Source organism: Helicobacter rappini (genome assembly GCF_900198625.1).
Classification (GTDB): Bacteria; Campylobacterota; Campylobacteria; order Campylobacterales; family Helicobacteraceae; genus Helicobacter_A; species Helicobacter_A rappini.
The window spans coordinates 50,304-70,041 of sequence record NZ_FZPK01000011.1 but is presented as its reverse complement, the minus strand read 5'-3'; the positions used below and the strand labels follow the sequence as shown (position 1 = coordinate 70,041).

The 19,738-nt window shown below is 36.5% G+C and carries 15 protein-coding genes and 2 pseudogenes; 6 read left to right on the top strand and 11 right to left on the bottom strand.

Annotation, left to right across the window (positions count from 1 at the left end):
- Positions 1 to 17: 17 nt before the first annotated feature.
- From C6H17_RS03150 to prfA, 5 genes and pseudogenes are all read right to left on the bottom strand, one after another.
- On the bottom strand, positions 18 to 3,041 hold the full coding sequence (locus C6H17_RS03150) for a PEP-utilizing enzyme (protein ID WP_005217919.1): 3,024 nt from the start codon (positions 3,039 to 3,041) through the stop codon (positions 18 to 20).
- Between the two features lie 27 nt (positions 3,042 to 3,068).
- Positions 3,069 to 3,836, bottom strand: a complete 768-nt coding sequence (locus C6H17_RS03145; protein ID WP_005217920.1) for a class I SAM-dependent methyltransferase — start codon at positions 3,834 to 3,836, stop codon at positions 3,069 to 3,071.
- Between the two features lie 57 nt (positions 3,837 to 3,893).
- A pseudogene (locus C6H17_RS03140) lies at positions 3,894 to 4,743 on the bottom strand (class I SAM-dependent methyltransferase).
- Positions 4,744 to 5,021: 278 nt separating this feature from the next.
- Positions 5,022 to 5,390, bottom strand: coding sequence for a hypothetical protein (locus tag C6H17_RS03135; protein WP_104731334.1), 369 nt, complete (start codon positions 5,388 to 5,390; stop codon positions 5,022 to 5,024).
- A gap of 131 nt (positions 5,391 to 5,521) precedes the next feature.
- Positions 5,522 to 6,592 carry a peptide chain release factor 1 gene (prfA, locus tag C6H17_RS03130; RefSeq protein ID WP_005217923.1) on the bottom strand — a complete coding sequence of 357 codons (1,071 nt, stop codon included), beginning with the start codon at positions 6,590 to 6,592 and terminating at the stop codon, positions 5,522 to 5,524.
- 380 nt (positions 6,593 to 6,972) lie between these two features.
- Between prfA and C6H17_RS03125 the strand changes: the two genes are divergently transcribed.
- The 3 genes from C6H17_RS03125 to C6H17_RS03115 are packed head-to-tail and all read left to right on the top strand — an operon-like array spanning position 6,973 to position 8,991.
- The gene (locus tag C6H17_RS03125; protein ID WP_004086741.1) at positions 6,973 to 7,626 is read left to right on the top strand and encodes a MotA/TolQ/ExbB proton channel family protein; all 654 of its coding nucleotides are present in this window, start codon (positions 6,973 to 6,975) and stop codon (positions 7,624 to 7,626) included.
- Complete coding sequence (locus C6H17_RS03120) at positions 7,619 to 8,011, top strand: biopolymer transporter ExbD (protein WP_005217925.1); 393 nt, start codon at positions 7,619 to 7,621, stop codon at positions 8,009 to 8,011. The genes C6H17_RS03125 and C6H17_RS03120 overlap by 8 nt, the downstream gene beginning before the upstream one ends.
- Positions 8,008 to 8,991: a TonB C-terminal domain-containing protein gene (locus C6H17_RS03115; RefSeq protein WP_020995947.1), complete on the top strand. Its 984-nt coding sequence runs from the start codon at positions 8,008 to 8,010 to the stop codon at positions 8,989 to 8,991. Before C6H17_RS03120 ends, C6H17_RS03115 begins: the two co-directional genes overlap by 4 nt.
- Before the next feature lie 434 nt (positions 8,992 to 9,425).
- Here C6H17_RS03115 and C6H17_RS03110 read toward each other — a convergent pair whose 3' ends face one another.
- Positions 9,426 to 9,866, bottom strand: coding sequence for a GatB/YqeY domain-containing protein (locus tag C6H17_RS03110; protein WP_005217929.1), 441 nt, complete (start codon positions 9,864 to 9,866; stop codon positions 9,426 to 9,428).
- A gap of 62 nt (positions 9,867 to 9,928) precedes the next feature.
- On the opposite strand from C6H17_RS03110, the gene flgH reads away from it, so the two are divergent.
- A complete protein-coding gene (gene flgH / locus C6H17_RS03105) occupies positions 9,929 to 10,642 on the top strand; it encodes a flagellar basal body L-ring protein FlgH (RefSeq protein WP_005217931.1) in 714 nt (237 codons plus the stop codon).
- A gap of 80 nt (positions 10,643 to 10,722) precedes the next feature.
- Here flgH and C6H17_RS03100 read toward each other — a convergent pair whose 3' ends face one another.
- The 5 genes and pseudogenes from C6H17_RS03100 to tpx all read right to left on the bottom strand — a co-directional run bounded on the left by C6H17_RS03100 (position 10,723) and on the right by tpx (position 17,248).
- Positions 10,723 to 11,319 carry a hypothetical protein gene (locus C6H17_RS03100; protein ID WP_005217933.1) on the bottom strand — a complete coding sequence of 199 codons (597 nt, stop codon included), beginning with the start codon at positions 11,317 to 11,319 and terminating at the stop codon, positions 10,723 to 10,725.
- 91 nt (positions 11,320 to 11,410) lie between these two features.
- Positions 11,411 to 11,803 (bottom strand): annotated as a pseudogene (locus C6H17_RS13515) (methyl-accepting chemotaxis protein); the annotation flags it as partial.
- Between the two features lie 2,007 nt (positions 11,804 to 13,810).
- Positions 13,811 to 15,256, bottom strand: coding sequence for an exodeoxyribonuclease VII large subunit (xseA, locus tag C6H17_RS03090; RefSeq protein WP_005217939.1), 1,446 nt, complete (start codon positions 15,254 to 15,256; stop codon positions 13,811 to 13,813).
- Positions 15,257 to 15,274: 18 nt separating this feature from the next.
- Complete coding sequence (locus C6H17_RS03085; RefSeq protein WP_020995946.1) at positions 15,275 to 16,432, bottom strand: FtsW/RodA/SpoVE family cell cycle protein; 1,158 nt, start codon at positions 16,430 to 16,432, stop codon at positions 15,275 to 15,277.
- Between the two features lie 315 nt (positions 16,433 to 16,747).
- A complete protein-coding gene (gene tpx / locus C6H17_RS03080) occupies positions 16,748 to 17,248 on the bottom strand; it encodes a thiol peroxidase (RefSeq protein WP_005217943.1) in 501 nt (166 codons plus the stop codon).
- A 372-nt stretch (positions 17,249 to 17,620) separates the two neighbouring features.
- Between tpx and C6H17_RS03075 the strand changes: the two genes are divergently transcribed.
- Together C6H17_RS03075 and C6H17_RS03070 are read left to right on the top strand one after the other, a co-directional pair.
- A complete protein-coding gene (locus C6H17_RS03075; RefSeq protein ID WP_005217946.1) occupies positions 17,621 to 18,394 on the top strand; it encodes a thiazole synthase in 774 nt (257 codons plus the stop codon).
- 48 nt (positions 18,395 to 18,442) lie between these two features.
- Positions 18,443 to 19,564 carry a tyrosine-type recombinase/integrase gene (locus C6H17_RS03070; protein WP_104731333.1) on the top strand — a complete coding sequence of 374 codons (1,122 nt, stop codon included), beginning with the start codon at positions 18,443 to 18,445 and terminating at the stop codon, positions 19,562 to 19,564.
- The last annotated feature ends 174 nt before the right edge of the window (positions 19,565 to 19,738 follow it).

Below are 19,738 nucleotides of genomic sequence, written 5' to 3'. Positions count from 1 at the left end.
TAATTTATGGCATGGATTTATAAACAAATAATCTGTTCGCTTTGACAATCAATCATTATCCTTTCAGCTTTGCAATACTTTTGATACTGCTCTTCGCCTACGCCAATAACTGCTGGCATGTTTTGCTCTGAAGCCCTTATTGCCATGTGAGAGTTTGCCCCACCATAGCAAGTGATAAATCCAGCAATATTTTTTGTAAAAAGATAGTCAAAGCCCGGATCTGCTGCATAAATCAAAACGATTTTACCCTCTAAGTTAGAATCTGTATGCAGGGCTTTTAGTGCGGTGATTGACTTTTGTGTGATAAAGTTTGGCATGACCTGTTGTGTCTGAAAGGCAAAAATTTGCTCTTTTGTAGTGATTAAAGGTGGCAATTTAATCGCTAGTGTAAGATTATATTCTTCCTTATGACGAGAGATAGAATCTAAAAGCTTTTGCTTTGGACTTTTTGAATACAGACTAGCATAAAGCGATAAAATATCATGTATATCAAGATGTGCCATATCCTCTTTTGAAATGCCATAATGCTCCCCTAATTCGCCGATTAAAACAAGTGTATAAGATAAAAGCTTGCTAAACTCAAACTTCGCATACTCCCTTCCCTCAATCGCAATTTTTAGAAAATGGAAAAATTCAGTAGAATCTATCTTTAAGCCATGCTCTTTTAAGATTCTATCTAGCTTTTCTAGTCTATCTGTGCTTAGAGAAAATGGTATGTGTTGTGCTATCTCATGCAATTTATCAAGGTTAAAATACCGCTCAAAATCCTCATCATAACGCGGACTTAAAATATCATAACTTCCTGCACGCAAATGTCCAAATTTCTCTAAAAATGCTGCTTTATTTTCTGCATTTAGTTTCATACTGCTTTCTGCTAGTTGCTTACTTATCGTATTTAGTGTATGTAAAAAGGCATTCTTTTCATCTTCGCTTAAAAAGCCAATGCTAACTAAAGAATTTAGCATCAAAACCGCTACAAAACCAGCCCTAGCAATACCTGCAAATGGCAGCGTCCCAAGCCTTTTGCATTCCTGCAAACTCCAATAGATTTTATCGATTAGGGAATAATCAGAGTTTTTAATCTTAGTAAAGGAATCTTGCAATTTTGCTACTTTTTCTAAATCTTTTGTGTAATAGCCATTTTTTGTGTTAATAATTTGATTTGTAAGCTCTAATAAAGCAAACTCTAGTCTTTTTATCTCATTGCTATTAAAGCCATGATTAAGAAGTGTTGTAAGGCTATTTGGCGTATTAAAATCATAACATGAAAAGACTATTTCAAACTCCACTTTATCGTGGAATTGTGGATTAGAATCTAGTCTTTGCAAGTAGTAATTGGCAAGTTTTGAAGCAATGCGTGAATCTAAATCTTTTGGTATAAATGAGTTAAAAGACGCCCTTACATCAATATAGGGGATACCCAAAAAAGAGTGCATAAGTGGGTGTGAATGCAAGGCTTTATAGCCATAATTATCTCTTTGATACGCCCAAATATTATCTGTTACAATCTCTTTATAAAGGCTAAGGGCTAATCGCTTAGGACGCAATCCAATGATTTCTGCTGGATTCCAATCAGGCATAACGCCAAAAATAGCCCTATCACCCAACACATTTGGTGTCTTTTTAAGGAAACTTGTAAGCCTTTTTTGAAGTCTTGTTAGGGCATCTTGTGGCAATGCGTTAAAGAGATTGATATTTGATTTTACTAAAGGTCGCACTTGCAAAAGATAGAGTGTTTCATTATCATTTAATTTATTTTTAGAATCTTTGGTGCATTCTTGCGTAGAATCTTTTTGTTTTATGCTGTCTTGCTTTAAATCAAGTCGATTAGAAGTCTCTTTTATATCTTGTGAAAAAGGCTTTGCAAAAGCAAACTCAATGTCAATGAAGTTATATTGCAAGAGAGATTCTAACTCTTGCATAAGAGAGATGATTTGCTTGAATCTTTTGTTGTTAGATTCTAGATTCTTGTTTGACTGCGTTGTCTCTTTGCCACTTTTGCAGGAGTTTGATATTGCAACTGCGTCATTATCGTCTAGATAACTCCTTGTTGCAATATCTACACAACCTGCAAAATTGCCTAAAGATACTTCCGCAGAACCACCTTTTGTGCATTTTGTAGAATCTAGATTCCGTAAAAATTCGCCCTTGTCTATACAATTTGAACGATTAGCTGAATCGGAGGGATAGTCATTATCGCTTAGATAACTCCCACCCTCTAATTCAGCCAAAGCCTCCAAAGCCATAGAGCAACTGCTAGAATTTGCGGTTTTGTTTATGTGCTCTGTTGGTGTAGATTCTATATTCCCAGCCGCTTGGGTGGGTGCAGGGTGCAAGGGTGCAAAATTTATAGAATCCAGATTCTTGTCATATTGAGTCTTTGAAAAAGGCGAAATATCCTTATTTGAATCTATTTTATCATTTAAGCTTTGATGAGATTTTATATTAGATGTTTCGCTGCACTCAACATGACAAGATTTAGATTCTAAACCCCAAGTATTTGTATCTAAAGACATGCCATCTTGGGTAAAATCGGGCATATCTCTATACTGAAAATAGCTTATTTTCTCCTTACTGCTTCCATCAGTAATGCTGCTGCTTGAACCACTACTATCGCATTCTATGCAATAATATGGACTAAAATTGTCTTTATCTACACTAAAGCCAACGCCACATAAACTAATGTGTTGTAAATATGGCTGGATTAGAATCTCATCGTTACTATTTGGCATAGAATCTGCTACTTTTTGTAATGCTTCAATAATAGCTTTCTTATCATGTGCCACAATATCTGCGATACTAAGGAATGCTCCAGCATTTGAAGTATGTTTAGAATCTTCGCTTAGTGAAGAACTGCGGATAATAAGTCTTTGTATGCCCTCACTCTTGCAAAAAGATTCTATCAGATTTAGGGCTTCTTCTAAATTCGTCTTTACTGCCTCTTTTGTGAGTATTAAAAGCGGTAAAATCTCTGCATTCTTTAGCCTGTTTTGTAGCATATAAAGATTCTTTGCCTTACTTTGAAACTCTAATTTTTGCATATTATTCCTTACATTAATTCTTTAAGCCTACACTTTTCTAGCACTCCAGCACCTTGTCGTATATTTTATGCTAAACTCACTTGGCAGGGCTTCACGCATGGCATTGCTGATATTCTCAAACAAAGCATTGCCCTCGCTTGTCTCTAAATCCCAATAAGGATTTTTCACACTTTTCCATGCGTTGATATAGTTATCTATGCTTTGATGAAAGTAGAAATCTTCCTCTAGATAGATAATATTGTCAAATAAATCTTTTCTAGATTCTATAATCTCTCTTTGGTCCTGCCGTCTCACACCTCTATCATAGTTTGGCACAAATTTCACAATCACGCTTTCTGCCTTCTCTTGTATAGGATCAGCCAAATCCCTATGATTCCACATACATGAAAAATAGCAATTTGGCTTTAAGAGTCTATGTGCTTCTTGCATGGCAAAGTTTCTATCCATCACATTAAAGCTACTCCCAAAGGTTACATAATCAAACTCGCCACTTTGTAAAGTAGAATCTATACCTGTTGCCCTAACCCAAGTGATATTTTTACCCTGCGTTCTCTCTATCCCAATCTCACGCATTGCATCATTTGGCTCAACCGCTACAACTTCTAAGCCTCTCTCTAAAAGCATAATACTCAAGTTACCACTACCCGCACCAATATCTGCTACTTTCGCCTTTGCCCTACCCTCTTTTGCTAAAGAAGTGAGCATATCAATGCTTTTTGGCGCATAATTTGGTCTATAACTATAAAATTTCGCATGTTTTGTGTAATCCCATACTTGTTCTACTATTTTTTCCATCGTTTTTATCCTTACCTATCTATGCACAAAGCAAGACAAATAAGGATAACAAACGACTTATGCCTTACGCACACTCCACGCACGAATCTTATAAGGTATTGCAATCTCATCTAGATTTGCAATCTTAGATTCAATCATGCTAAGAATTTGTTGCCATCTTTTTTGTCCTGCTTGTGCCTGAATATCATTTACAGAATGCCACGCACCCAAATACCTTTCTTTACTCATTACTTCTAGGTAGTCGCATTCCATAAAAAAGCAGTCCTTGAAATGCCCTGTTGAAACAAGGATTTCTTCCCATTTTTTCACATTTTGTGTCCCACTACTCACACGAGTAAGCTCTGGAACAATATTCTTAATTTCTGTTTCAATCTCATGGAATATCGAGCCTTCTGCTATATGACGCGGATTCCATATTGCTGTAAAATAGGCCGCCTTGTTTTGTGTAGAGGAATTTTGATAAGGTTTGCCTCTCCCCCCCCCCCCCATTGTTAGCTGTATTATGATAATAATTATCATCTAAAATTCTAGCAAACTCCGGCAAAGACTTTTTAGGATCAGTCCAGTGAAATGAACTTGCCATAATCACCCAATCAGCACTATTAGATTCTATACCAGTGTCTTCACCACTACCCTTATACCATGAAATATTAGAATCTTTTGTATAGCTCTTCCCTTCTTCTCTCATGGAGTCATTTGGCTCAACCGCTCTTATATTCATGCCAAAATCATCAGCTAGAATCTTTGTAAGTTTGCCCGTGCCAGCACCAACTTCTACTACTCTTAGCTTATCTAAAGGCTTATTAGTGTCATTTACACATTTTATAAGCTTGTCTAAAAGCATCACACTATATGCGGGACGATTGTGATAGTGCTTTGCCACTTCTGTAAAATCACCTTGTTTCATACCTATCCTTTTTATTAAATTTATTTGCTTGAATGCAAAACTTTAAGAATCTTAAAATGAGTTTAGATTCTTTGCTTTATTTATGTTCCATGTTTTTTGTGTTTTATTTTGCTAAGATTGCAACTCAACCACTTAGGTAGAGTGCGGGTTTTAGAGCGTAATTTACAGCATCTAAATTCTGTATTGATTGTGAATTGTCGGTATATGCAGTTTCTATGCTTTCATTTTCTTTATTTTGTGTTTGTGGGGTAATAGAAGTTGTTGTGTTTAGTGTGGGGTTATTTTGTAAATCTGTGTTGTTTTGATTTAGNNGTTATATGAGTTATATGATTGGTGTGAGAAACTAGAGTATTAGAATCTTTGTTAGAGTCTAGTGTATTGTTGGCATTAAAGTCTTTTAATATTGTTGCTATATAGATTCTAGCTTTGAGTTTATCTGCTAGGGCTGTGTATATTGGATTCCTATCAAATAAGATTCTATGAATGATTTTTTCATTAAAGGTTTGTGGATTTTTAAAGTCTGGTGTATAGCCAAAGATTTTTTTATGTCTGTATATGAAGTATTCTTCATCACTCATTTTTGATTCTTTCTTTGCTTGATAGTTTTTATACCAAGAAGTTTTTCTTATAAGTTTTCGTAATCCCATGTGTATCCTTTTGTGTTAATTTGTGGTTTTTTGTGAAGTGTGGGGTATTATAGCATAAATTACAAAAAACAATGGCATTAATGCTTAAAGACAACATTTCTTATGCTAAAGCAAGCTTGCTACTAAATCACCTACGCTTCATTTGCGTTCGATAAAGCAAGGCTTTGTGCATGTGCGATAAGTGGGTCTATCACTTTATCTAAATCGCCACTTAACATAATCTCTTCAAGGCTATATAATGTAAGGTTTATGCGATGATCACTCATGCGGTTTTGTGGATAGTTATAGGTGCGGATTCTTTCACTCCTATCGCCACTACCGACTTGGTTTTTCCTTGATTCCCTATTTTGCGCATTTTGTGCTTCAAGCTCGGCTTCATACAACCTTGCCTGCAATATCTTTAGGGCTTTATCCTTATTTTTATGTTGAGACTTTTCATCTTGCATAGACACACTGATACCCGTTGGAATATGCGTGATACGCACAGCAGAATCGGTCGTATTCACACTTTGACCGCCATGTCCACCGCTGCGGAATACATCGATTTTTAAATCATTTGGATTAATGTTTATCTCTAGTGAATCGACTTCTGGCATGATGGCAACAGTTATTGCGGAAGTGTGGATTCTGCCTTGTGATTCTGTCTTTGGGACGCGCTGCACCCTATGTGTGCCACCCTCATATTTTAGCCTTGAGTATGCACCATCACCTTTCACTAAGGCAATCATCTCTTTATAGCCGCCGACTGAATTTTCACTGCTGCTAATAATCTCTACTTTCCACTGCTTAGAATCTGCGTAACGACAATACGCACTAAACAAATCGCCCACAAAAATCCCCGCTTCATCGCCACCTGTCCCAGCCCGAATCTCAAGATAGATATTCTTTTTATCATTTGGATCTTTTGGGATTAATAGAATCTTAATCTCATCTTCAAGGTTTTTTTGTGCTATTTCAAGCTCTTTTAGCTCCTCTTTGGCTAACTCTCCTAGCTCTTTGTCCTCTAATAACGCCTTATTGCTAGTAATGTCATCAAGGACTTTTAGATACTCTTTTGCCTTCGCGACTATCTCATCGCTTTCACTTTTTTCCTTGCTTAATGCGGTGAGTTTCGCAATGTCATTTATGACTTCTTCAGTGCTTAACATGGCTGCTAATGCGTCATTTCGCTCAATAATTGGCTTTAATCTATCAACTAACATGAATGCCTTTGCTTGTAAAATATTGTATTATAAAAAGTGGATTCTATCTTAAATCTAACAATTATCGTAACTTTAATGATTTTGCAGATCCTAAGCTGGATATTAAATATGATTTTTGCTTATATGTTTGAATGACTAAGATACAAAAAATGATTAAAAGTTTCTCGCATAGTGTTTTGCAATAAGACTAGATTCTAAAAATCACACAAGAAGCCAAACAATGATACTTGGATACTTGCTTTGAATGTAAGATTAACTATAATCACCCGCTTTCAACTTTAATATTTTGTAAAGATTCTATAAATTCGCAATTTATGTATATAATTCCTAGATTATTAGTAATGGACTTTGATTAATTCTAATTATTTTAAGGATAATGTATGGGTGCGTTGGTTAGCTTTTTTGAGACAAGTGGGGTTATTACTCTGCTTGTTATTTTTTGGCTATCGCTTTATGTGATTGCTACATTATGGATTTTTATCTATAAATGGTTTGTGATACGCGGTATTCAAGATAGGGAAACTTATTCGCTTGATTTATTATTATCAAAGGATATAAGCATTCCGCAAAGTGCGGTATTTGCACGCTCAAAAGGGCATAGGCTTTTATCAAAAGAGATGTTACAAGTTTGGAAAAGTCAGATTCTAAAAAATGCGAGTGGTGGGCTTACATTCTTAAGCATTGTTAGCTCTACTGCACCATTTATCGGCTTGTTTGGCACAGTTACAGAAATCCTTGATGCGTTTGCACATTTAGGTTCGCAAGGACAGGCGACTTTTGAGGTGATTGCCCCTATTATTTCAAAGGCACTTGTAGCGACTGCATGGGGCATTTTATGTGCTATTCCTGCGTATTCTTTCTATCTCATATTGAAACGCAAGATTGCTGTGCTTGGCGTATGTTTGCAAGCACAAATTGATGTAGCCCTTGCTGCTACCACTGATATGGATAATAATGGCTTTGATAGGACTAAAGAGGCTTTCACACAAGAAAAAACTAACAATATTGTATGGGGCGGAAAAGTCAATGGATGATTTAGAGCTTGAAGAAAAACCAGAGTTAAACATTACTCCGCTTGTTGATATTATGCTTGTTTTACTTGCAATCCTTATGGTAACAACACCAGCGATAGTGTATCGAGAGGATATACAACTACCAGATGGCTCAAAGAGTAAGCGTGCAGAAATAAATCCTATACTCTCTGTGCGTATCGATAAGGATAGGCAAATCCATGTGGATAAAGATGTGTTTGCCTATGAGAGTTTTAAAGAGAACTTTTCACTGCGTGCAAATAGATATGATAAATCGCAATCAGTCTATATTTATGCAGATAAGAATCTATACTATGGCGAAGTTTTGCCTATATTTGCTGTGCTAAAACAAGCCGGATTTACTAAAGTATCGTTAGGAACGCAATGAAAGAAGATGTCGTTATGCATAAAAATAGCCCATCTTTGCATGTAGCAAGTGGGTTTGCAGCCTTTTTGATTTATGCGCTTATGCTGATTTTACTTATTGGCGGCTTTAGATTCTATAAAGAGCAGGTGCGATATGGTGAAGAAGAGGCGGTAATGGCAGAGATTCTAGCAAATGAAAGTATTGAATTAGCCGATATTGCACCACAAGAAGATTCTGCCCTGCAAGAGTTGCAACAAGCAATGACACAAGAAAATACTCCACAAGAACAAATAGAAGAAAAAATGACAGAATCCATTGCAAAACAAGAAGCAGAAATACCAAAAGAAACAACGCCACCAAAACAAACATTAGCAGAAAAAACACCAGAAAAATTAGTAGAAAAGCCAAAGGAAGCACAAGAGAAACCAAAAGAAGTGAATCTTGCTGATGTGTTTGCAAATGTGTCATCAAAGACTTCACAAGATATACGCAAGGAAGAAGAAGCAAAGCGTCAAAAAGAGTTAGATGAGGCAAGGAAGCAAAGAGATGAAGCGCAAAAGGCAAAACAAGCACAACTCACACAAAATGCACTCGCCCTAGAGCAAAGCACAAAAGCCCTGCAGCAAGCCACACAGAATCTTAAAACAAATATTAAACAAGCGATGACAACAAAAATCATGCTAGAAAAGCCCAAATTTTCTGGTAACGCTGAAGATAAAAAGAAATATGATAAGTGGTATGCCCAAATTGAGCAGATTCTAATGAGTGAATGGCAAAAAAGTGGGGGCTTTCACCAAGCAGCCACAAGTGCGAAAGTTCGCATTAGAATCGATGCAGGAGGCAAGCTTACCTATCTTTATATGGTGTCTCAATCGCCTTATGGCGACTATAATAGCTCTGTGATTGCTTTTTTACGCAAAATGGAGACAAGACTTTTTCCACCTCCACCAGCAGAAGGCGTTGATTTATCTATGGAGCTAGAGAATACTTTGAGACATTGATTTTAGAGTATTGTAAAAGAGGTTTAACACAACATTATTTAGCCGCATTAGTCTTAGATTGCATAGCTTCTCAAAATCCATTTTAATTTAATGCAAAAGATTGTTATTTTATGTGTATAGGCTTAGAATAATGCTATATGGCATATAATCAAATAAGGTTATTAGATAAAACTGCTTAATAAGATTCTAATGCTTTTAGCTAAAAATAAGGGAACAAAAATGGGTAAGTGGGGTAAAATAAACTCTATCAATGCAAACCATCTTACATCAATACTCACAATACCAATATGACTTTACAGAAAAACCCACTGCTTTGCAGAATCTATATAGAATAGATTCTAAAAAACTATATCGTTAGGGATTGAAGCTTTGGTGTGGGATTTTATAGCTATACCTTTAATGTAAATTTCCACTCAAACACAATCTAATTATATTTATTGCAACAGCTTTTTTGCCATATCTGATATTCTTTTACCAGTAGCGACTGCATTAAGACTTTTTGCTGCACCCATGACTTTGCCTAAATCCCTAGAATCTTTTGCACCAACCTTTTCTATAATCTCTTTTATAGCATTTTCTAGCTCATTATCATCAAGCTGTTTGGGTAGATATTGTAGAATCAGTGAGATTTCATAACTCTCTTTACCCGCTAAATCCTGCCTACCTGCATTCAAATAACTCTCTTTTGCATCCTCTCTTTGCTTCAGGGCAGTCTTTAGAATCCCTATGCAATCCTCATCACTTAGCACAATCCTTTTATCGATTTCTACTTGTTTAAGTGCGGAATGCAGAGTTCTCAACGCATCTCGTTTTGTGCTATCACCGCTTTTCATTGCCTCTTTAATGTCTGCCATTATAGAATCTTTAATACTCATGTAAATCCTTTTTGGGAATGCAAATTGCTTTGAATTATACAATATTTTACTAAAGGATGAGTATGAGAAAAGCGAGTATAAGAAAAATAGGCTTAGCATTATTACTTCCAACATTACTTTGTGCGTATGAGCCAGAAATTGATATGAATGCCCCAGATTATGTAAATGATATGCCCTCAAAAGACTTTGTGCCGGAGTTTCAAAGACCGGGTTCTTTGTTTGGACAGGGAGAGAGACCGCTATTTGCGGATAGAAGGGCTATGCGTGTCGATGATTTAATCACGATTAAGATTAAGGAAAATATCACAAATGACTTTAAGATTGACAAAAAATATAGCGGGAGTAGCGGGGGGAATGTTACCCCTGCACAAATGACCTATAATGGACAGGACGCACAGCAGCAGGCAAACACGGCTTATCTTAACGATCAAGTCAATTATACGCTCACAAAGCCAAACAATGCGACTAACTTTCAAGGTGGTGGGACATATTCGCAGTCACAGAATCTTGCCCTAACGATTACCGCTAGAATCTTAAAGGTTATGGAAAATGGCAATTACTTTATCTATGGTAAGCAGGAAATGCTTGTAAATGGTGAAAAGCAGATTATCCAAATCAGCGGTGTTGTCCGCCCTTATGATATACAGCAAAATAACACGATTGAAAGTCAATATATCGCTGATAGTAAAATCTCTATTGTAAGCGTTGGCAAAATCTCTGAAACTCTTACTAAAAAGCCAACTACAGATGCAATAGAATCAAACTGGCCTTATTAATCCTTATATAAATCTCTCCTGCTAGAAAGTCGGGGCTTGGTTTTGCAGACAAATGTTATTAGCTATTGTTGTTTAGAAATTTAGAATCCCAAATCTTGAAAGAGAACTTTTTTATGAAATGGTATCCCATAGTTTTTGCCAGTGAAGTCGTATTTTTCAAAGATAGAGATTTGAAATACCACACAACATATAAAAAATACAATGCCAAGGCAAAAGCCAATGATGATTTTGAGGCTTGAAAATAGCACGATAGACGCATTGAGTGTGGGCATATTGCGGAAAAAGGCAACACGCACAATACTCACTACAACAAAGCTTTCCCATATCACAAACCAAGGAATCATAAAAATTTGATTGCTGAGAGTTAAGGTAGCAGACAGCCCTGTGAGAAAAAAGGCAACAACAATAGCAAGGCATACGCCAAAAACAACAAGGTTTTGTCGCAATAGGGGAATAAATACAAGAAAAAATGCAGGAAGATTCACAACAAAAAGGTAAAAAACAAGGATAATTCCCCTTGATATAAGCTCAACAAAAGTATGTTCAAAAAGTGGCGTTTGTGTGATGAAGTATCGGTAAGCTAAAATGCCAAGAATGCAAAGTATCACATAAAGCACAAAGAGAAAGGGCAAAGAGAGAAAGAAACTCTTTGTTTTTATATTATTATGAGAATCCATACATTATCCCTTAGAAATATCAGCACATGCAAAGTATAAACCACGCATTATATATGCTTTATTTTTATGCAATTAAAGATGATAAGCCAACTTAAAACTGCTTTTTCTCTGCGTCTTCAAGAATCTGTTCTGCGATTTCATGCACTGCTTGACTAATCTCTTGTGAATGCCTTGCAACATCTGCACTTTGATGTGTGCTATCTTCGAGTTGCGTAACAGCTTCGTTGATTTGGGCTACACCTTGTGCTTGTTCGTTTATGGTCTCTGCTACTTCATTTATACCTTGTGATAGAATGTTGGCATTTGCTTCAATTTCACTTAAGCTTTTTTGTGTGCGTTCTGCTAGTTTCCTTACCTCATCAGCAACGACTGCAAAGCCTCTGCCATGCTCTCCAGCCCTTGCTGCTTCAATAGCAGCATTCAAAGCAAGCAAGTTTGTTTGATTTGCAATATCATTAATGATAGCTACGATATTTTTAATATCCTCACCTTGTTGCAACACTTCATTCATACGCCCACGCATACTTTGCATTGAAGCTGTGATTTGCTCCAGTGAAGCGGCAGTTTGCGTTAGGGCTTGGGCTTGTTGCGTTGTGCCTTCTGTGAGTTTATTGACATTGTCTTCAAGCGAATTTGACTTATCGTTAAGGCTTGTTGCAAAAGATTTCGAATCTTTTAGCATTCTTCGTATTTCAGCACCAAGTAGATTCGCAATGCTTTCGATATTGCCTTCTGCTTCAGGGATAGAGTTGCGGAAATCAAGGTTTTTATACTGCTCAAAAAGCTTTTGAATCTCATTCATGTTGCCACCGATTTTTGTTTGTAAAACCTCAAGCAAATTATTTAGAATCTCTTGTAATTTAACCAATTGTGGATTATATGGCTTTTCTGTTAGACGCACTCTTAGGTCGCCATGCTCTACCCTATCTACAACATCTATGGCATCAGTAATGGCAGCCTTATCTTGCAGACTATGATTCTCAATATCTTTTACAACGGCATTAATTTTCTGTGCCATTCGTCCAAATTCATCTTTTTTATGAATTGCAATGCTATCAACTTTATTTGTTTTATAATCCAAAAATGCAAAGAAATTTTCCAAGCCAACATAGATTTTCTCAATATCGCTTTGCAAATAGAATTTTGCATAGCCAATAGTGATTAAGATAATAAAGATTGTAAGGACTAGCACGGTAACAATGATCGCATATCTTACCAAATATAGTTCTTCTAGCACTTCATCATAGGGTGCAAAACTCACCATAGTCCATACTACATTATCCCATATCTCAAATTTAAAGACACTTGCTAAACCTTTTGCACCACTCTTAGATTCTATCTCAATAACCTTTGTATTCTCTCTCGCTCCAGCCTCTGAATCATACTGCAACGCCATAATTTCTTGGGCTGCTTTAGAATCCATAACTGCATCAAGAGATTCTCCAAGCTTTTTTGTATCAGGATAGAGCGTCAAGGCATTATAACGATTTATAAGAAAGCGTTCTGCATGTGCATATAAAGCGTGTTTTGGATTGAATACGACTTTTGAAAGACTATCCATATCAATTAGCGTTCCAAGCACACCAACAACCTCATCATTATTTGAAACGATTGGAAAAATCACGCCCACAACTGATGTCTCCACATTATTGTAGAGTATGCGATAAGGCTTTGTCAGAATCATGTCCTTTTGTGTGTATGCTTCTTTAATGTCTGGCATACCCTCAAAAATACTGCGTCCATCAGGCATTTTTATAACACCTTGCTTTGCTATCTCAATGCCCGTGTCGTATTCATTATTATTCGTGTCTATGAGAGCAAATTCTAAATTGCCGTTTGCATTATATAAGTTTGCGTTTGCCCTTCTACTACGAGAAAAAGAAGGGTGTTTAATCTGTGCGAAAGTGGTTATCATGGCGGGATCGTAATCCACAATGTAGCCTAGAAAGTGCATAAGAGAGTTATCGCTAAGAGAGCTAGTCCCCTCCTCCCAGTCTGCATGGATTGCCTTTGTGATCGCCTCAAGATTCCCACCTGCAACATTGAAGTAGTTCTCTACATCTCTAGCATCTTGAATAGCATTTGCAATAAGCGTTTTTTGTGCTTCATATTGCATACTATTTTCTAGTTTGCTAGATACAACCATATAAAGCACACACATACCTAGCACTAAAGCTGTTGTTAAAAGGAAGCTGATTTTCTTGCCTATACTCATATCACGGATAAACTGCATTTATACTCCTTGTTTTTCCTTTGTTTTTGCAGTGTAAAGTCGTTATTGTAGCCAAAATTACAAAAAAAAAAAAAACATTTTTCATTATTTTTCATATTAAAGTTTAAAATTTTACATTTTTATATACATGAATGATTTGTGAGTGCTTTGATGTATATCTGATAGATGTTAGTTAGGCAGCTTTTAGTTTTTACAAACCTATATTAAATCCATTTTAGTATCGCCTAGATAAAAAACTTAGCTTCGAGTTTAAACCCTCTAGCCCAAAATGCGTGCGTTTCTTATCCCACTAGAATCTACAATTTCAATAACATCATTTTCTTGCAGTTCGCTTACTTGTATTAGCTTATCGTCTTTTAATATTTGTGCAAATCCATATTGTGCTTTTTTGCTAGGGTCTAGAGCGTGTAGTATATCAATTAGATTATTTAGCATAAGTCTTTTTTGTCGCAGGGCATTCTGCATAGAATCATTAAGGTTAAAGTTTAGCATTGCCCTTTTTCTTGTCATCATTTGAAGCATGGCATTTTTTAACTCAAGCTCTATTTGCTTTGTTTGATTTATTTTTTGCTCGACAATATATGAAAACTCGCCATGAAGCTTTTTGCTTAGAGATTGTATCTCTGTTTTCATTATGAGTAGTTTTTGTGTGGGTTTTGCAAGGTCTAGTTTCTCTTGCTGTTGTAATAGGGCATGTTTTTTTTGCGTGTAAAACCATTTTATAGAATCTTGCAGGTTTTGTGTGAGTGTTTGCAGTAGCAGTTTATGTTGTGCTATCTTTTGTAATGGATTTAGAATCTCAAGGCTTTGTGCTAGATGATTTAATATCGATTTTTTTTGCGTAATATGTGTTTGCATTGTGTGTGTTAGCATAGATTCCATATCGCATAACTGCGTGATGAGATTATCCTTATCACATAGAATCATCTCCATAGCAGCACTTGGTGTCGGGGCTCTCACATCAGCAACATAATCGCTTAAAAGATAGTCTATCTCATGTCCTATTGCTGATACCACAGGTGTTTTACAGGCAAAGATCGCCTCTAGCACCTCCATTTCATTAAAGCTCCATAAATCTTCAATACTTCCACCACCCCTTGCAAGCACTAAAATATCCGCACCAAGCCTATCCGCATAGGCAAGATTTTTAGCAATAGAGTGCTTTGCCTCACGCCCTTGCGTCAGCGTATCAATAAGGATAAATTCACATAGACAATAACGCTTGCTTGCTACTTTTATCATATCTTGCAAGGCGGCACTTGTTTGACTTGTAAGCAGGATTATTCTTTTGGGAAATCGTGGTAATGGTTTGTTTTTACAAAAATAATTTCGCTCTTCTAATCTTTTTTTTAGGGCTTCATATTGTGCTTTTAAATCGCCTATGCCACTATGCACGCATTTTACAATATTGAGATTATAGGTCCCACGCGGTGGGAATACGCTGATATTGCCTTTTGCGATAATCTTATCGCCATTTTGCAATTTAATGGGATTGTTTCGTGCATTATGGCGGAAAAAGGTGCAAGAGATTGTCGCATTTTCATCTTTTAGATTAAAATAGATATGTCCGCTATTATGGTGCGTAAAGCCACTCACCTCACCTTCAACCTCAACATAGCTAAAATCACTCTCAAGCAATGACTTTATTTGCATAGTTAGCTGACTGACTTGTAAAACTAGGGGAATGTGTGGTTGTGCCTGCATATTATATCCTTATAGAATCTATTTACCCAAATCTACTTTTGTTGATAATGCCAATACTAAGCCAATGCCAATACATAAGGCAAGCAAACTACTCCCCCCATAGCTTAGAAATGGCACTGCCATGCCCTTAATAGGTATAATACCTGTTTCACCAAACGCATTAATAAGAAAGCTAATACCAATAAGGGCTGCTATACCAACACAAAAGAGTGAAAAAAAGCTTTTTTGCAAACGAAATGCGATTTTAAAGATTCTAAAAACAATCATAAATACTAGCAAAACGCATACTAAAAGCCCAAATAGCCCAAGCTCTTCGCTAATCCCAGCAAGTATCATATCCGTATGCACTTCACCCAAAAAGCCAAGCTTTACAATACTCTCACCAATACCCACGCCAAAATGCCCACCATTATAAAAGGCATAAGTCGCATTCTGCACCTGCCCACCAGCATCAACACCATCGCTAAGTAATGAAAAGTTTGGGGCATACGAGCGGATAAGCGTTTCGATATTTATCCACCATTCACGCACTCTTTTTATCCTATGCGGACTTGTTACAATAAGGATTGTCCCCATGACAGACACAACGCCAAGCGCTAGTGTAAAAAGTGAGAATCTCCCACCAGCACAAATCAGCATAACAATAAACACAAGGGATAATAAGATAATTTGCCCCAAATCATTTTGCAATGTAGAAATGAGAGCCGCAACACACATAAACAGGAATAAGTGAGGTATCAATATCCCAAGTTGCTCCAAAAATGGCAACGATCTTGGATTATTAAACTTGCGACTGAAACTCCACGCAACAAAGATAATATAGCCGATTTTAAAAAACTCTAAAGGTGCAAGTGAAATATTTGGCAAACGCAGCCATCGTTTCGCCCCACCCGCACTTGTCGCATAGCTATCAGGTAAAAATGGTAATATGATGATAATTATGAATGATGTAACAAGCAGCAATACTCCAAAGCCAAGCAAATGTTTTTCTACATTAAAATAAGATAAACCCCACATAAGCATAACGCCAAGACAACTTGCAAAAAGCTCACGATAGAGAAAATGAAACTGCCCATAGCCATAATATAATACCGCATAAGATGAGAGAGAATAGCTCATACATATAGCTATCCCAAGCAATGCAGTAACAAGAAAAAAGAGACGAGTATCTGCCAAACTAAAAACCTTGCAAAAGTGATTCTAAAAATAAAGCGGTTATTATATCAAAAACTAATAAATTTTTAAGTTTATGAGACAGGTTACTATAAAATAAAAGTAACATGAAATAGAAGATTGAAAGTTTATCTGCCAAATTAAATGTGAAGTGAAAATCCTCCGTCCAAAAGGCTATACTGGATATTTCGCCTTGCTCAACCATAGCACAATAGAAGAATCACGGCACTATTGTGGCGAGCCTCGGCAAAATCCTTGACCGGGCGCGCCAGGATAAATTTTTTGCTTTGAAAAACTAGTTTCTATGAAGCTTAAAACTTACCCCTTCGCCACTCCAAGTGCTTTTTGATAGTCTGGCTCATTTGTGATTTCTTCGCATACTTCTACATAGGCGACTTTGCCTTGTGGATCTACCACAATCACCGCGCGAGTGAGTAGCCCTGCAAGTGGAGAAGATTCTAAAATCAGCCCATACGCCTTGCCAAAGTCTTTTGCCTTAAAATCGCTAAGTGCTATTACATTTTCAATCCCTTCAGTGCTGCAAAATCGTCCTTGAGCGAAAGGCAAATCTAATGACACGACATATACTTTTGCGTTTGTCAGTTTTGCTGCTTCTTCGTTGAATTTACGCGTTTGTGTCGCACATACACCTGTATCAAGGCTTGGCACGACATTGATGATTTGGTAGCCTCCACTTGCACCACCTACTTCTACTTGTGATAAGTCTTTAGCTACAAGAGCTACTTTTGGGGCATTATCGCCAACTTTAATTGTATTGCTACTTAGTTTTGCTGGAGTGCCTTTAAATTTTACTTCCATGATTTGTCCTTTTAATATAATGTAAATGTATATCCCCCAACTCTAGTTTTAGTCGCTAAGGGATATGTGGCATTCTATCAAAAAGATGTCAAGTTTTTTGTATATTATGATTTGTATTTATTATGAATATTAGCTAAAAATTGCATTTTCCGTAGGTTATGTAGCATTATAATTCTATGACATGATTACTAATAATATAAGTTATATTTTATCTTATTGTTATCTAATAAAAATTACAAATATCGATATTTAAAAATAGGGCAAATCGTTTTTTTTTTTTTTTGTAGTTTGCGGCACTAGTTATTATTGATTCTGTGTTATAATACAATCACTTTATTCCAAAACTTTTATTGCATTCTTAAGGATTACAAAATGTCATTAGTTATTGCAGGGAAGAGCTTTCACTCCCGTTTGATTGTAGGTAGCGGAAAGTATGAGAGCTTTGAGATTACAAGAGAGGCGACACTTGCAAGTGGTGCTGAGATGATTACTGTTGCGGTTAGACGCGTGAATATCTTAGATAAAAATGCACCAAATCTCATGGACTATTTTAGGGATACCAATATTTCATTTTTACCAAACTCTGCTGGTTGCACCACTGCAAGAGAAGCGGTGAGTATGTTTGAGCTTGTGAGAGAAGGCACCGGGATTGATTTTATCAAGCTAGAGATTATCGGTGATACACAAAAGACACTTTATCCTGATGTGATAGAAACACTAGAAGCGACAAAGATTCTAGCAAATAAAGGCTTTAAGATTCTAGTCTATACAAATGATGATCCTATTATGGCAAAAAAGCTAGAGGACGCTGGGGCTGCAGCGATCATGCCACTTGCTGCACCTATTGGCAGTGGGCTTGGGGTGCAAAATCGCTTTAATGTTATGTTTATAAAAGAAGCGGTAAAAATCCCTGTGATTGTAGATGCTGGTGTGGGCTGTGCTAGTGATGCGGCTATCGCTATGGAGCTTGGGGCAGATGGTGTGCTAAGTAATACTGCCATAGCACAAGCAAAAGATCCAGTGAGAATGGCAAAAGCTATGAAACTTGCAGTTGAAGGCGGTAGATTAAGCTATGAAGCTGGACGCATAGCAAAGAAGCCTTTTGCCACCGCGAGTTCGCCAACAGATTATATGCCGGCTCTTTAGTTGTTTTGTTTTAAAAGTTTTAAAGATAATTGTTATAAGGAATTCATTATGTCTTATCCACTCAATCGAGAATCATTTGATATTTCATTGCGATTTTGGTTGGAGCGATTTTTTTATACAAAGCTTGTGGGATTAACTGCACACAGAGTAAAGGATAAGGCGGTATTCGCACAAGTTATTCAAGATATACAAAGTGGGGGACTAAACTCGATTGATGAGATTCGATCCATTTGCAAAAGAGCGAGAAAAATAGGTTTGCTAGGCATTAATACTTATGCAAATCCACTTTTTACATTTTATGAGTATTGTATGCGGCTTGGATTCTCTGATATGCGTGAGATACATGTTGAGAATGTGCAAGAGTTTTTGAGTATTTATACAGCAAATCTAAGTCTTACAACAATACGCAATTATCAGTTTGCCTTGACAAACTTTTTTGATTTTATACAAAGACAAAATACCTTAGAAAATGGTGCAGCCCATATCTATAATATGGACATCGTGCTATCTAAGCGATCGGTATCTCATGATTTACCCGAGTTTTTAACGGAAGCGGAGTTAAATGCGTTTTTAAACGCATTAAAAAGCTATGACATTAAGCAAAAACATATAAATTCGGTGGTGCGACTTAGAAATCAGCTCATCATTCTAATGATTGTGTATAGCGGTGCGCGTGTGAGTGAGATACTTGAGATTGGTTATAAAGATGTGTCTTTGGAGGGAGATTATTATGTATTGCGTTTGCGTGGCAAGGGTAATAAAATGCGTATTGTCTTTATCGCAAAAACGCTGATAGAAGAATATTATAATAACTGGGTAGCCCTGCGTGCGACTTTTCCACATGTAGCTGATGATATGCCATTATTTGTTAATAAAAAGTTTCATGTCCCTGCACAATCTTATATTTATGTGGTTATTGAGAACTTGCTTTTAAGTGCGGGTATCCGTAAGGCGAAAAATGGAGCGCATTTATTACGACATAGCTTTGCAACTATGCTTTATAATAAAAGTAAAGATCTCATTTTAGTGCAAGAAAGCTTAGGACATAGTAGCGTTGAGACAAGCAGAATCTATACACATTTTGATAATCAACGATTAAAACATGCAGCAAATGTAATCTCAAATATTGAGAATAGCATTAACAATGGGGGGGGGGGGGTAAGTCTTTGAATTAGCGTAATTTTTTACCTTGCTATATTATTTGCTAATCTCTTTTCTAATTTTAAAATCCTAATCTATCTTTATAGTCTATGACAATAATGGCAATTAACAACTATATTTCATATCTTGTTTATATGATATAATCTCAACAACACCATTGCAGTTTAAATACCCTAGTTACTA